Source organism: Pseudomonas sp. 8209 (assembly GCF_028682105.1).
Classification (GTDB): domain Bacteria; phylum Pseudomonadota; class Gammaproteobacteria; order Pseudomonadales; family Pseudomonadaceae; genus Aquipseudomonas; species Aquipseudomonas palmensis.
Window position 1 is genome coordinate 326,114 of sequence record NZ_JANIAH010000001.1, and the last position, 14,435, is coordinate 340,548.

The following is a 14,435-nucleotide window of genomic DNA, read 5'->3' on the forward strand; positions in this document are numbered from 1 at the left end:
ACTCTCAGGCAGATTCGGTAGCGGGTGTTTCGTCGACCTGGCCAGCGGCCTGGCGACTCCACAACCGGTGGTACTGGCCGCGCTGGCGCAGCAGTTGTGCATGGCTGCCGTCCTCGATCAGGCGGCCCTTGTCGAACACCAGGATGCGGTCCAGGTGCGCCACCGTGGACAAGCGGTGGGCGACCACCAGCACGGTCTTGCCGTGCATGATTTCGTCGAGTTTTTCCTGGATGAAACGCTCGGTGAGCGAGTCCAGACTGGAGGTGGCTTCGTCCATCACCAGAATCGGGGCGTTCTTGAGCAGCACCCGGGCAATCGCGATGCGCTGGCGCTGGCCACCCGACAACTTGACCCCGCGCTCGCCCACCAGCGAGTCGTAGCCGTGTTCCATGCTGTCGATGAAGTCGTCGGCGCCGGCGCGGCGGCTGGCATGCACCACGTCTTCGAAGCTGGCCTCCAGGCGCCCGTAGTGGATGTTCTCGCCGATGCTGCGGTGGAACAGGCCAGGTTCCTGGGGGATCAGGCCGATCTGCTGGTGCAGCGAATGCTGGGTCACTTCGCGCACATCGCGTCCATCCACCAGCACCTGGCCGCTGTTGACGTCGTACAGGCGCAGCAGCAGGTTGAGCAGGCTCGACTTGCCCGAGCCCGAGGTGCCCACCAGGCCCACGGTCTGCCCCGCCGGGATCACCAGGTTCAGGTGCTGGAAGATCGGCTTGTCGGGCGCATAGCCGAAGCTCACGTCGCGAAACTCGATGTCGCCGCGCACTGGCGGCAGCGCCCGTGCGCCGGGAAGGTCCACCACCTCGTGGGGCCGCACCAGGGTGCGCACGCCGTTGGCGATGTTGCCGGTGGCCTCGAAGAACTCCAGAAAGCGCCGCGACAGGTTGCTCACGTCATTGATGATCAGCAGCGACAGGCTGGTGGCCATGACGAAGGTGGCGATGTCGATGCGCCCCACGTACCACTGCTGCAGCGCAAGCCCCAGCATGCCCAGCTTGAGGGCCACGCCGCCGGCCGACTGGAACCAGCGGATCTTCTCCATGTACCAGAACGAGCGGTAGGCCGCGTCCACCTCGCGGTCAAGGTAGTGCCCCAGGTAGCCGTGCTCGAACGGCTGGCGGGCGAACAGGCGGATGTTGGTGAGGTTGCTCACCGCGTCCACCACCTTGCCGTTGCTGGTGCTGCGCGCCGCCGAATACTGCTGTGCCAGCGGGTGGCTGCGCCGCGCCAGGACATAGCAAATGCCAATGAACAGCAGCGACCAGCCGAGCATGAACGCGGCCAGCAGGCCCGAGGCGCTCCACAGCAAGGCGGTGGCCAGGCTCAGGGTCAGCGCCAGGCCGAGCATGTCGAACAGCAGGATGCCCAGGGTCTGGTTGACCCCCAGCGCCACCTCGGCGATGCGGTGCGCCAGCGCCCCGGCGAACTCGCTGCTGACAAAGCGCTGGGAGTGGCGTTGCAGGTAGGCGAACAAGGCATGGGTCACGGTGCGCCGTTGCAGCGGCAGCACCTTGATGTGGCAGGCGGCGGCGCTGCGGGCGCTCAGCAGTTCCAGCACCAGCAGCGTGCCGAACAGGCTCAGGGGCGCCACCAGCCCCGGCAGCGCGGCATGCACCGAGGCGGCCTCGGTCACCTGCCGGGTGATCAGGCCCAGCGCCCAGGGGATCAGCACCGCGCTGACAACGGCGATGCACTGCAACAGCAGGATGCTTGAGTACCAGATCTTGTAATTGCCGATGCACAGGCGCACGAAGGCCAGCGGCGTGTCCGGCAGGTGGTCGATCTTCCAGTGGTGCAGCCGTCGTCGCGGCGTGTGGCGGGTCGAGAAATGCAGGCTCATGGTTCAGATCGCCAACTTGAGGAATTCGAACGAGGTACGACGGCCGCTTTCCAGGTGCGGAATGGCCTCCAGCAAGGCCAGGGTGTAGGGATGCTGCGGGTGGTCGAACACGTCGCGCACCGCCCCGCTCTCCACCGCCACGCCGTCCTTCATCACCAGTACCTCGTCGCTGACCTGGTTGATCACCCCCAGGTCGTGGGAGATGAACAGGCACGCCAGGCCCAGGCGCTGCTTGAGGTCGTCGAGCAGTTCGAGGATCTGCGCCTGTACCGACACGTCCAGCGCCGACACCGGCTCGTCGCACACCAGAATCTGCGGCCCGGCGGCCAGCGCACGGGCAATCGCGATGCGCTGGCGCTGCCCGCCCGACAGCTCGATGGGGCGCCGGTCGAGCAGCGCCGCGTCCAGGCGTACCAGGCCCAGCAGTTCTTCGGCTCGCCTGCGCCAGTCGGCGCGCTTGTGCCCGGCCACCTCCAGCGCCTCGAACAGCACGCGCTGCACGTTGTAGCGTGGGTCGAAGGAGCTCAGCGGGTCCTGGAACACCACCTGGATGCTGCGCCGCAACTGACGCTTGTGCGCCTCGGAAAGCTTCAGCCAGGGCTGGCCCTTGATCTGGATATCGCCGCTGTCGGGGGTTTCCAGGCCAAGGATCATGCGCGTCAGGGTGGTCTTGCCCGAGCCCGACTCGCCGACGATGCCCAGGGTCTTGCCGCGGCGCAGTTGCAGCGACACCTGGTTGACCACGGTGCGCAGCTGCCCGTCCGGGCCCTTGAACGCCTTGCTCAGCTGGCGCACCTGCAACAGCGGTGGCTCCTGGGGCGGCGCCACGATGGCCAACGGCGTTCGTGCTGCCCCCGGCGTGCGCCGAAAGTGCACCGCCCGGCCGGCACGCAGCAGAAACTGCGTGTAGGGGTGCTGCGGGTCGTGCAGCACCGCCTCGACGCTGCCCTGCTCGACGATCACGCCGTTGTGCATCACCGCCACGCGGTTGGCCAGGCGCGACACCACCGCCAGGTCGTGGCTCACGATCAGCATCGCGGTGTTCTCGCCGCGCAGCGATTCGAGCAGGCTCAGCACCTGCGCCTGTACCGTGGCGTCCAGCGCGGTGGTCGGCTCGTCGGCAATCAACAGGCGCGGGTTGCAGGCGATGGCCGAGGCGATCAGCGCCCGCTGGCGCAGCCCGCCCGACAGTTGATACGGGTACTGGCGGGCGCGCAGTTCCGGCTGCGGCACGCCGACGGCGCGCAGCAGCTCGATCACCCTGGCCTGGCGCTGCGCGCGGTCGAGCCCGGTATGCAGCTGCAGCGGCTCGGCGATCTCCTTGCCCACCGGGCGCAAGGGGTCCAGCGCGCCCAGGGCATCCTGCATCACGAAGCCGATCTGCGCGCCGCGCACCTGGCGCCAGGTGCGCTCGTCGAACTCGCGCAGGTCGTGCCCGGCAAAGTCCAGGCGGCTGGCCTGCACCTGGGCATGGGCGCCGGTCAGCCCGGCCAGCGTGCGTGAGGTGACACTCTTGCCCGAGCCCGACTCGCCCACCAGCGCCAGGCACTCGCCCTGGTGCAACTGGAAGCTGATGCCCTTGAGGGTGGGCACGGCCTGGGCGCCAAAGCGCACGTGCAGGTCCTGTACATCGATAAGCGGTGCGCGACTCATGGGCGTTTACCTTCGCTGCGGCGCAGCAGTTCGCGGCCGATCGTACTGATCGAGACCACGGTCAATGTGATTGCCAGGGCGGGCCAGGCCACCAGCCACCAGGCGTTGGCCAGGTAGTTGCGGCCCACGGCGAGCATGCCGCCCCACTCCGGCTCCGGCGGCGGCGCGCCAAAGCCCAGAAAGCTCAGGGCCGCGCCCGAGACGATGTTGCCGCCGATGCCGATGGTGGCCAGGATCAGGATCGGCTTGATCGCATTGGGCAGTACATGGCGCAGGATCACCGCGTGCCGGCCCAGGCCCAGGGTGGTGGCGGCCTCGACGTAGCCGGCACCGCGCACCACCAGGGCCTGTGCGCGCACCAGGCGTGCATAGCGCGGCACGCTGGCGATGCCCACGGCAATGATGGTGTTCAACTGGCCCTGGCCGAAGAAGGTGATGATCACCAGGGCCAGCAGCAGGTCGGGGAATGCCAGCAGCACATCCACCCCGCGCATCACCGCACCGTCCAGCCAGCGCGGGCCGAGCCCCGCCGCCAGGCCGAACAGGGTGCCCAGCAGCAGGCCGATGGCGGTGGCCGACAGGCCCAGCACCAGCGACGGGCGCACCGCGTACACCAGCCGGGTGAGGATGTCGCGGCCGTTTTCGTCGGTACCCAGCCAGTACAGGCTGTCGGGGGCACGAAACGCCTGGCGCGCACTGGCCTCCAGCGGGTCGCCCGCCACCAGCCAGTGCGGCTGGATGGCCGCAATCACCAGCAGCAGCACGAACAGCCCGGCCAGCACCAGGCCCGGGCGGATGGCCCAGCGCCGCACCTTGCGCCGCCGGGCCACGAACAGCGGCTCGGCGGCAATCAGGCCGACGCTCGCGCTTTGATTGATGGGCGCCATGGGCACCTCCACAGGCTAGGGGTTGCGGCTCAGGGCGCCGGGTTCGGGGTGTGCGCGTGGATCTGCTCGATGCGCGCCAGGGTCTCGCCGCTCAGTTGCAGCTCAAGCGCGCCGATGTTCTCGCGCAGTTGCGCCAGGCTCGTCTGCCCGGTCAGGGCGCTGCTGACGAACCGCTTGCCGATCACCGCAGCCAGGGCCAGTTGCGCGGGGCTCACGTCCAGCTCGCGGGCCAGTGCCACGTAGGCGGCAATGGCCTGCTGCGCCGACGCGCTGTCGTAGCGGTTGAAGGTGCGGTACACCGACGACAGGCGCGAACCTTCGGGCCGTGCGCCGCCCAGGTACTTGCCGGTGAGCGCGCCGAAGGCCAGCGGCGAATAGGCCAGCAGGCCCACCCCTTCGCGGTGGCTGAATTCCGACAGGCCGCCTTCGTACAGGCGGTTGAGCAGGCTGTAGGGGTTCTGGATGCTGACGATGCGCGGCAGCCCCAGCACCTCGGCCTGGCGCAGGAACTGCCCTACCCCCCACGGGGTTTCGTTGGACACGCCGATATGGCGGACCTTGCCCGCCTGCACCTGCTCGGCCAGCACCTGCAGGGTTTCGCCGATGGCAATGGCCTGCGGGTCGTCGACATACGGGTACTCGCGCTGGCCGAAGAAGTTGGTGCTGCGGTCGGGCCAGTGCAGCTGGTACAGGTCCAGGTGGTCGGTCTGCAGGCGCTTGAGGCTGCCGTCCAGCGCGGCGACGATGTTGGCGCGGTCGTGGCGGCTGAGGCCATCGCGGATATGCGTGCCGCTGCTGGGGTTGCGCGTGGGGCCGACGATCTTGCTGGCCAGCACGATATCGCTGCGCCGGCCGGTCCGGGCCAGCCAGGTGCCGATGAAGCGCTCGGTGCTGCCCCAGGTGTCGGCATGGGTCGGGGTCGGGTACATCTCGGCGGTGTCGACCAGGTTGACACCGTGGTCCAGCGCCAGGTCCAGCTGCTGGTGGGCGTCCTGCTCGCTGTTCTGGTGGCCCCAGGTCATGGTGCCCAGGCCGATGACGCTGACCTTGATGTCGCTGTTGCCCAGTGTGCGGTAGTTCATGGGGTGTGCCTCGCTAATCGGTTCAGACGGCCTCTGCCGCACGTTGGTACTGGCTGGCCGGGTACGGCAGGCCGAGGTGGTCGCGCAGGGTGCTGCCGGTGTATTCACGGCGGAACACCCCGCGCTGCTGCAGCAGCGGCACCACCTGGTCGACGAACACCTCGACCCCCGAGGGGAACATGTCGGGCATGATGTTGAAGCCATCGGCTGCGCCGGCGCGGAACCAGTGCTCCAGAGTGTCGGCGACCTGTTCCGGGGTGCCCACCAGCAGGCGGTGGCCCACCAGGATGCGCCGCGACAGTTCGCGGATGGTCAGGTTCTCGCGCCGTGCCAGGTTCAACTGGGCTTCGAGAAAACCGTGCGAGCCGCGCTCGAATTCGCTGACCGGGCCAATACGCTCCCACGGCAGCGGCGCGTCCAGGTCCAGCTCGTCGGGGGGCAGGCCGATGCGAAACGCCAGTTGCTGCACCAGCCCCGCCTCGCCGCTGTAGGCGTTCAGTTCATCGAAGCGCGCACGGGCTTCGGCCTCGGTGCTGGCGATCACGGTGGACAGCCCCGGCATGATCTTCAGGTGGTCGGGGTTGCGGCCCCACTGGCGTGCGCGCTGTTTCATCTCCTGATAGAACGCCTGGCCGTCGGGCAAGGTGGTCTGGGTGGTGAAGATCGCGTCGGCATAGCGCGAGCCCAGGGCCTTGCCGCCCTCGGACGAGCCGGCCTGTACCAGCACCGGCCGGCCTTGCGGCGAGCGCGGCAGGTTGAGCGGCCCCTTGACCGAAAAATGCTCGCCCACGAAATCGATGCTGTGCACCTTGTGCGGGTCGGCGAACTGGCCGCTGGCGGCGTTGCCGATGATCGCGTCGTCCTCCCAGCTGTCCCACAGCTTGAGGGTCACGTCGATGAACTCGTCGGCCCGCGCATAGCGGTCCACATGGCGCGGCGCACCGGCCAGGCCGAAGTTCTGCGCGGCGGCGTCGCCGGCGTTGGTCACCACGTTCCAGGCCGCCCGGCCGCCACTGATGTGGTCCAGCGAGCTGAAGCGCCGCGCCAGGTTGAACGGGTCGTTGTAGCTGCTGGACGCGGTGGCGATCACCCCGATGTGCCGGGTGGCCAGGGCCACGGCCGTCAGCAGCACGGTCGGTTCCAGGCGTCCGGCCGGGTGCTGGGCGATGTCGCCCGCCAGCGCCGGGCCGTCGGCGAGGAAGATCGCGTCCAGGCACCCCCGCTCGGAAATGCGCGCGATGTTGCGGTAGTACTCGACGTCGAGGTAGGCGTTGGCCGGTACTTCGGCCTTGCGCCAGGCGCTGGCATGCGCGCCGAAGCCGAGGATGTTCATGCCGATGCTCATCTGTCTTGCGGTCTGGCTCATGGCTGCTGCTCCTGAATGAAGGCGGTTACACCGCGCTGGCTTCGTCGCGCACGGTGGTGCCGTCCTGGGCATGCAGCGCACGCCAGGCAGCACCGGGGCTGACGCCGTTGAGGTAGTAGTTGCCCAGCGCGCGCTCGCGGTAGATCGCCGGGTTGTGCGAGGCCAGGGTGCGCGCATTGCGCCAGTGCCGGTCCAGGCGCCGGGCCTGGCTGGTGGCCGACGCGCCGCCCACCTCGAACAGCAGGGTGGTGACTTCCAGCACCTGCTCCAGCACGATCTGCTGGGCCTGGAAGGTGCGGATATCGGCCTCGACGTAGTCGGCTTCCTGGGCGCTGTCGTTCAGCTCGGCCTGGTGTACCCGCTCGAGTACCTCGGCGGCAGCCAGCACCAGGGTTTCGCTGGCATAGGCCAGGCTCGACAGGCGTCCGATCACCCGCTGCACCAGCGGGTCGTCCTTGGGGCTGGACTGGCCCGGCACGCCGAAGGCGCGGGTGCGGCCCTGGACGAAGGCGGTGGCATCGCGCAGCGCGGCGCGGGCGATGCCGGCCAGGGTGGCGAGGTGGAACAGCTGATAGAACGCCGAGATGTACGACTCGGCGCGCAGCTCGCCGGGCTTGAAGCGGCGCAGCACATGCTGCTCGGGCACCGCCACCTGCTCGAAGCGTGTGGTGCCGCTGCCGCTCAGGCGCTGGCCGAAACCGTCCCAGTCGTCTTCACGGGTCACGCCGGGGGCGTCCACTGCCACCACCACGCTGACGAAATCCTTGTCGTGCATGGCCACGGCCGCCACCCAGTCGGCGTAGATAGTGCCGGTGCAGTAGTACTTCTCGCCGTTCAGGCGCCAGCCCTCCTCGGCGGCCTCCAGGCTGACCGAGTTGGTGCTGCTGTCGCTGCGCTCGGCCATTGCCGCGCCCCACAGCTGCCCGGCCACCACCTTGGCGAACCAGTAGTCCTGGGACGCCGGTTCGCGGGCCGAGAGCCGCCCTTCGACGAAACCGAAGTGCGCGCGCACGATCTGCGGCAGGTTGGAGTCGGCCTCGGCCAGGTCGATCAGCAGGCCAAACAGCACCGGCAGGCTGATGCCGGCCCCCCCATGCGCCTGGGGCACGCGCAGCGCCGTGAAGCCGGCATCGCGCAGCAACGCCACGGCCTCGAAGGCCAGTTCGCGCTGCTGCTCTCGCGCCACCGCACCCTCGCCGATCTGTGCGAACAGCGGCTTGAAGCGCGCCTGCAGCGCAGTGTAGGAATTGGATTGGGTCATGACAGGTCCTTGCTTGGGGGTGGCATCACACGGCCTTGGCACGCGGGTCCACCCAGTGATTGATCAGGTCGACGAGAAAGTTCACGACCACGTAGATCGCCGCCGCCAGCAGGGTGATGCCCAGCAGCAGCGGCACGTCCTTGGATGTTGCGGCGTCGAGCATCAGCCGGCCGATGCCCTGGCGCGAGAACAGCAGCTCGATCACCACCGCACCGCCGAGCAGGCTGGCGAACACGAAGCCGGACAGGGTCACCAGCGACACCAGCGCATGGCGCAGCGCGTGTTTGAGGCGCACGCCGGTTTCGGACATGCCGCGGGCGCGCGCCATGGCGATGAAGGGTTGTTCGAGAATGTCTTCCAGTTCCTGGCGCAGTACCTGGCTGAGCACCGCCGCCACCGGCAAGGCCAGCGCCACGCTCGGCAGTATCAGCGCCTGCCAGCCGCTGGAGCCGGACGGCGGCAGCAGGTGCCAGCCGAATGCGAACACCAGCAGCAGGCCCAGGCCGATCACGAACGAGGGCGCCGACGACAGCACCAGCTCCGTGCCCGACACCAGCGAGCGCAGCCATGGCGCGCGATTGGCGGTGAGCACGGCGACCAGCACGGCCAGCAGCACCGCCAGTACCGCCGCGGCCAGCGACAGTTGCACGGTGGCGCCCAGTTGCCCGGCGATGATCTGCCCCACCGGGATGCGCAGGCGGTACGACTCGCCCAGGTCGCCCTGGGCCAGGCGCCCCAGGTAATGGCCGTACTGCACGATCAACGGCTGGTCCAGGCCGTATTCGGCGCGCACCTGGGCGATCAGCTCGGCACTGGGCATCGCCTCCGGCCCGCCGAGGATGGCCAGTGCCGGGTCGCCGGCGCTCAGGTTCAAGGCCAGGAAGGTCAGGGTCGCCGCGCCCCAGAGCACGCCGATGCCGGCCAGCAGCCGACGGAGTATCAGGCGCAGGGTGTTCATCGGGCCTCCTGGTCGAGCCATATGCTGGTGAAGAACGGGGTGTTGTGCGAGGTATCGAAGATCACGCCCTTGACCGCCTTGCGGTAGGCCACCAGTACATGGCTCTCGTACACCGGTACGGCCGGCACGGTTTCCACCAGGCGTTGCTGCGCGGTGCGGTACAGCGCGGCGAGCTCCACCGGGTCGGTGGAACGGCGCGCCGCCGACAGCGCCGCATCGAGGGCGTCATCGCGAAAGCGCCCGGCGTTCTGGCCGATGAGCTTGGGCGTGCTGATCGCATTGCTGTGGTAGAGGATGTACAGCCCGTCGGGGGTGTTGGTGTGCCAGTAGCCGCCGGCGATTGCCTGAAAGTTGCTGGCATAGCGACGCTCGGTGACCTGGGCCAGGGGCAGCAGATCGATGGCCAGCTCGAAACCGACCTTCTTGAGGTCGGCCTGGATGGCCACTGCCACGCTACCGGGGAAGGCGCCGGTCTCGTACATCAGCAGGCGCGCCGACAGGCGCTGGCCGTCCTTGACCCGGTAGCCCCTGGCGTCACGTTCACCCCAGCCGGCCTGGTCGAGAATGCGGTTGGCCTCGGCCACGTCATAAGCCAGCACATCCTTGAACGCGGGGTCGTAGTAACGGGTGTTGGCGGCCAGGAAATCGCCCTTGGGCTGGTACTCGCCAAAGCCGGTGATCCAGGCCAGGCCGTCGCGATCGATGGCCTTGGCCACGGCGCGGCGCACCTGCACGTCCTGGAACGGGAACTGCTCGACGTTGAAGGTCAGGCTGCGAAACGGGTTGGCCTTGCGGATGCGGCTGCTCATCTGCAGGTCAGGGTTGCTGCGGATGGCCCTGGCGTTCTGCGCCGGCGCGTCCACGGTGAAGTCCGACTGGCCGGACTCGAGCGCGCTGAAGCGGATCATCGGCTCGGGCACGATGCTCAGTTCCAGGCGGTCCAGGTAGGCCTCGCCGTTGTGCCGGGTCACCGGGGGCGCCCAGTTGTAGCCCTTGCGCCTGACAAAGGTGGCGCCCTGGTCGCGGGTGTAGCTTTCCAGCACGAAGGGCCCCGAACCGATGGCGTGCTCGGCGATGGACTTGGGCGCCTCGAGGATCTGGCGCGGCGAGATCATGCTCAGCCAGGACTGCGCCAGCACGTCCAGGAACGGCGAATAGGGTTCGCGCAGATGCGCCTCGAAGGTGTACTCGTCGACGATGCGCCCGTTCACGTAGGGCGCGATGTACGCGGCGGCCAGCGGCGACTTGGTGGCCGGGTCGCGCATGTGCTCCAGGTTGATCTGCACGGCGCGGGCGTTGAATTTCTCGCCGTCGCTGAAGGTCACGTCATCGCGCAGGTGGAAGGTGTAGGTCTTGCCGTCCGGCGAGATGTCCCACGACTTGGCCAGCCACGGCGAGATGTTGCCCTGCTCGTCCTGGTACAGCAGGCAGTCGAACAGGATGCGCCCCAGCCACTGCACGTTGCCGTGGGAAATCGAATGCACGTCCAGGGTGGTGGTGTCGGACGCCGTGGAAATGCGCAGCGTGCCGCCCGGCTTGCCCGGCGCGGCTTCGCGGTAGTCCTCGGCGGCGTAGCTCAGGCTGCCGTCGCGCAGCACGCCGTCGGCGCTCGATACGCTGTTGCGCGGCGCTTCGCTGGCCGGCTTGCAGGCGCCCAGCGCCACCACGCTGGCGAGTACGGCCAGGCGTGCGAGCCTTGTGATCAGGGTCATGTGCTTCCTCCGCCAGCACCGCGTGCAGGTGCACGTCGGTGCTGGCCGCGCTGGCTTAGAAGTTGTAGGTCACGCCGGTGAAGGCGCCGAAGCCGTCGCCCGGGTACAGCGACGCGACGTCCCTGCCCTGGGAGTTGTAGGTCGGCAGTACGGCGGTCACGTAGTCCTGGTCGGTGATGTTCTTCAGGTCCAGGTACACCTGCCAGGTCTTGCCCGGGTCGTCGTAACCCAGGCGCGCACCCCACAGCGTGTAGGACGGCGCGTAGAAGCTGTTGGCGTAGTCCACCGACGTCTTGGACGCGGTGCGCACGTTGACCCCGGCGTAGAAACCGCTGGCCCACTGGTACTGCAGCTCGCCCTGATACACGTGCTTGGGCAGGCCCGGCAGTTCGTTCTTCTTGAACAGCGGGTCGTTCTCGTAGTGGAAGTCGTTGAGGGTGTAGGCCTGGCGCCAGGTCAGGCTGTCACCGTTGGCGCCTTCCCACAGGCGGGTGCTCAGGCCGGCCTCGATGCCCTGGTGGATGGTGGGCGTGGCATTGGAGGTGGACACCACCGCAGCAGAGGTGGCAGTGGCCGGCAGCACTTCGACGTTGAGCAGCTCGTTCTTGACCCAGGATTTGTAGAACGCCAGGCTGCCGTCGAAGATCCCCGACTTGCCCTTGATGCCGAACTCCACGGTGTTGGCCGCTTGCGGCACCAGTGGCTTGGCGTAGTTGCTGGTGACCCCGGAGCCGGAGCTGGACCAGGAGCTTGGCGGGTCGATGGTGCGGCTGGCGTTGGCGAACAGCTGCACGTCCGGGGCGATGTAGTAGCGCAGGCCGATACGCGGGGCCAGCTTCCACTCGTCGTACTTGTAGTGGCTGGGCAGGCCGCTGGTGTTGGGGCGGTCGCTGTAGGTGACGTTGATGTCACGCTTGATCTCGATCGCCGACACGCCGGTGGCCAGGTACAGGTTGTCGGTCAGGCCCAGGTCGTTGCCCAGGGTGAACACATGGTCGAACGAGCCGTCGTACTCGACCTGCTTCTGCAGAATGCCCAGGTCCTTGTCGCCCTTGTAGGTGCGTGCGCCGGAACGGATGTGCTGGGTGCTGCTCCAGCCCGCGGTGGTGGTGCTGGGCAGGCCGAACAGCTGGTCGGTGCGGCTGTACTTGAGCGAGTAGTTGATGTCGCGCCAGTCCCAGTAGTTGGGGTTGACGGTGCTCTTGCGGCTGAGGATCTGCGGGTAGTTGTGGTACACCAGCCCGGCTTCGAGGGTGGCATCGTCATCGAAGGTGTAGGTGGTCTTGCTGCCGACCCAGGTCGAGCCGCGCTTGGTGGAGTCGCCACGGGTGGCGTAGGTGGCGGCGTTGGTCTGTTTGGAGTTCTTTTTGAGCTGCGCCAGGGTCAGGGTGCCCGAGTTCTCGTGGTATTCCTCGCGGTAGCGGATGTACAGACGGGTTTCGAGCTTGGGGTTGAAGCGGTAGCCGAAGTTGCTGACCACCCCCTTGGCCTTGGTGAAGGTGAAGTCCTGGTAGCCGTCGCGGCGAGCGTTGTCGACGCTGACGTAGTAGTCGGCATTGCCGGCCACGCCGCCGGTGCTCAGGGTCTGCTTCTGCCAGCCGAAACTGCCGCCTTCGAGCTTGATGCGGTTGCCCGGTGCGGTCAGCCCGGAGTTGGTCACGAAGTTGATCGCGCCCCCCAGTGAAAGTGCGCCGTATTCGAAGGCGTTGGCACCGCGCAGTACTTCGGTGTAGTTCAGGCCCTGGGTATCCAGAAGTTCATAGGGCGTGCCACCGGCGCCGGTCAGTGCAAGGCCGTCGAAGAGAAACTTGGTGCCTTCGCGGAAATAGCCGGGCGAGGTATTGGCGCCGGAGCCGCGAATGGAAATCTTGATGGCATCGTTGCCACCGGCAGCTTGGGCGTAGACGCCGGGCTGGTACGCCAGGGTGTCCTCCAGGGTGGCCGAGCGGCCCTTTTCGACTTCAGCCTGGGTGACCAGGCTGGTACCGCCGGCGACCTCGTCGAGTTTGCTCTGCGCCGCCTGCACAGGGCTCTGTTTGGCGGCCTGCACGGTGACCGTACCCAGGCGCTTGTCGCCGCTGGTGTCGGTGTCGGCAGCCGAGGCCAACGGGATGAAGGTTAATAGTGCGCTGCTTACAGCGAACAGGGATGAATGTCGCAATACTGCCGAAGTTGCCCAATGCACGCGTTTCAAGGTCTTGCTCCCCACCTGATTAAAATTAGGCGAGTTTCTATTGGTATAGTCAATCTCACAGGGACTATTGCAGCGAGCGTGCCAACTGGCGAAGTGCCTTGTTTAAAGGGGTTTGGTTATAAAGCGGCAAGTAATCGAGTGTTGTATTCGAGGGCTAGTGTCGGGAGGGTGTTGCCAGGCGAACAGTTGCCAGTTGCTGATCTATGTATATAACCGGCAAGGCCGGCGCCTACAGGTTGGCCGCTGTCTGTAGGCGCCGGCCTTGCCGGCGAAGCAGTAGTGGGCTTGTTACAGACCCTGGTGCAAGGCCCACAGCCGCGCGATGTCCCGCGCCCTGTCGCGCAGCAGTGGCGCTGCCTGCTCGCACGCCTGCTGAAGGCTCATCGGCCCGCTGGTCAACGCAAATGCCGCATCGATGCCATGCTCATACAGCGCCTGGTAGCCCTCGCCCAGGGTGCCGGCAATCACCACCACCGGCACGCCGTGACGCCTGGCTATGCGCGCCACACCGAACGGAGTCTTGCCGCGCAGAGTCTGTGCATCGAAGCGCCCCTCCCCGGTGATCACCAGGTCGGCACCGCGTACCGCCGCCTCCAGCCCGGCCAGCTCGGCCACCACTTCGACCCCAGCACGAAACTGCGCGCCCATGAAGGCCTTGGCCGCAAAGCCCATGCCGCCCGCTGCGCCACAGCCCGGAAACGCCCGAACGTCTTCCTCCAGCAGGCCGGCGCAATGGTCGGCAAAGTGCCCCAGTGCATGGTCGAGCAAGGCGACCTGGGCGGGGCTCGCCCCCTTTTGCGGGCCGAAGATCGCCGAGGCACCATTGGCCCCGCACAGTGGGTTGTCGACGTCTGCGGCCACTTCCACCTGCACGTCGAGCAGGCGCGGGTCCAGCCCGCTGCTGTCCAGCCGGGCCAGGTGCGCCAGGGCCAGGCCGCCCGGTGCCAGTTCAGCGCCCTGGGCATCGAACAGCCGCAGCCCCAGCGCTCGCAGCATCCCACTGCCGGCATCGTTGGTGGCACTGCCGCCGATGGCCAGGATGATGCGCTGTGCCCCGGCATCCAGCGCCGCGCCGATCAGCTGCCCGGTGCCATAGGTGCTGCTGCGGCATGCATCGCGCTGCGCGAGGCCGAGCAGTTGCAGGCCGCTGGCCTGGGCCATTTCGATGATGGCGGTGTGGCTGTCGGCCAACCAGCCCCAGTGGGCCAGTACCGGTGTGCCGAGCGGGCCCTGCACCTGCAGGCTGCGCTGTTCGCCGCTGCAGGTCGCCACCAGGGCCTGCAGGGTGCCCTCGCCGCCATCGGCCATCGGGCAACTGACCAGCTCGGCCTGTGGCAAGGCATCGGCCAGCCCCCGGGCGATGGCAGCGGCCACGTCTTCGGCGCTCAGGCTGTCCTTGAACGAGTCGGGGGCGATGACGATTTTCATGCGGTGTGCTCCTTATCCAGATGAGCTGCATGCTGACAGTTGCGCCGGCGG

Annotated in this window: 10 protein-coding genes; all 10 read right to left on the minus strand. The window is 67.7% G+C overall.

Translation table 11 applies throughout. From position 1 onward, the window contains the following. Positions 1-4: 4 nt before the first annotated feature. On the minus strand, positions 5-1,843 hold the full coding sequence (locus tag NP552_RS01415; RefSeq protein ID WP_210015173.1) for an ABC transporter ATP-binding protein: 1,839 nt from the start codon (positions 1,841-1,843) through the stop codon (positions 5-7). A 3-nt stretch (positions 1,844-1,846) separates the two neighbouring features. Further along, a complete protein-coding gene (locus tag NP552_RS01420; RefSeq protein ID WP_274096321.1) occupies positions 1,847-3,496 on the minus strand; it encodes a dipeptide ABC transporter ATP-binding protein in 1,650 nt (549 codons plus the stop codon). Then, positions 3,493-4,383: an ABC transporter permease gene (locus NP552_RS01425; RefSeq protein WP_063611979.1), complete on the minus strand. Its 891-nt coding sequence runs from the start codon at positions 4,381-4,383 to the stop codon at positions 3,493-3,495. The genes NP552_RS01420 and NP552_RS01425 overlap by 4 nt, the downstream gene beginning before the upstream one ends. Before the next feature lie 29 nt (positions 4,384-4,412). Continuing rightward, positions 4,413-5,465, minus strand: a complete 1,053-nt coding sequence (locus NP552_RS01430; RefSeq protein WP_210015171.1) for an NADP(H)-dependent aldo-keto reductase — start codon at positions 5,463-5,465, stop codon at positions 4,413-4,415. A 22-nt stretch (positions 5,466-5,487) separates the two neighbouring features. Beyond that, a complete protein-coding gene (locus NP552_RS01435) occupies positions 5,488-6,831 on the minus strand; it encodes an LLM class flavin-dependent oxidoreductase (protein WP_054914522.1) in 1,344 nt (447 codons plus the stop codon). Positions 6,832-6,856: 25 nt separating this feature from the next. Continuing rightward, entirely contained in the window at positions 6,857-8,092 is a 1,236-nt protein-coding gene (locus tag NP552_RS01440) for an acyl-CoA dehydrogenase family protein (RefSeq protein ID WP_058540179.1), read from the minus strand. A gap of 25 nt (positions 8,093-8,117) precedes the next feature. Further along, positions 8,118-9,050 carry an ABC transporter permease gene (locus NP552_RS01445; protein ID WP_054914524.1) on the minus strand — a complete coding sequence of 311 codons (933 nt, stop codon included), beginning with the start codon at positions 9,048-9,050 and terminating at the stop codon, positions 8,118-8,120. After that, the gene (locus NP552_RS01450; protein WP_058540178.1) at positions 9,047-10,762 is read right to left on the minus strand and encodes an ABC transporter substrate-binding protein; all 1,716 of its coding nucleotides are present in this window, start codon (positions 10,760-10,762) and stop codon (positions 9,047-9,049) included. Before NP552_RS01450 ends, NP552_RS01445 begins: the two co-directional genes overlap by 4 nt. A gap of 55 nt (positions 10,763-10,817) precedes the next feature. Then, a complete protein-coding gene (locus NP552_RS01455) occupies positions 10,818-12,947 on the minus strand; it encodes a TonB-dependent receptor family protein (protein WP_229590261.1) in 2,130 nt (709 codons plus the stop codon). Positions 12,948-13,244: 297 nt separating this feature from the next. Continuing rightward, positions 13,245-14,384, minus strand: a complete 1,140-nt coding sequence (locus tag NP552_RS01460; RefSeq protein ID WP_054914526.1) for a glycerate kinase — start codon at positions 14,382-14,384, stop codon at positions 13,245-13,247. Positions 14,385-14,435: the final 51 nt, after the last annotated feature.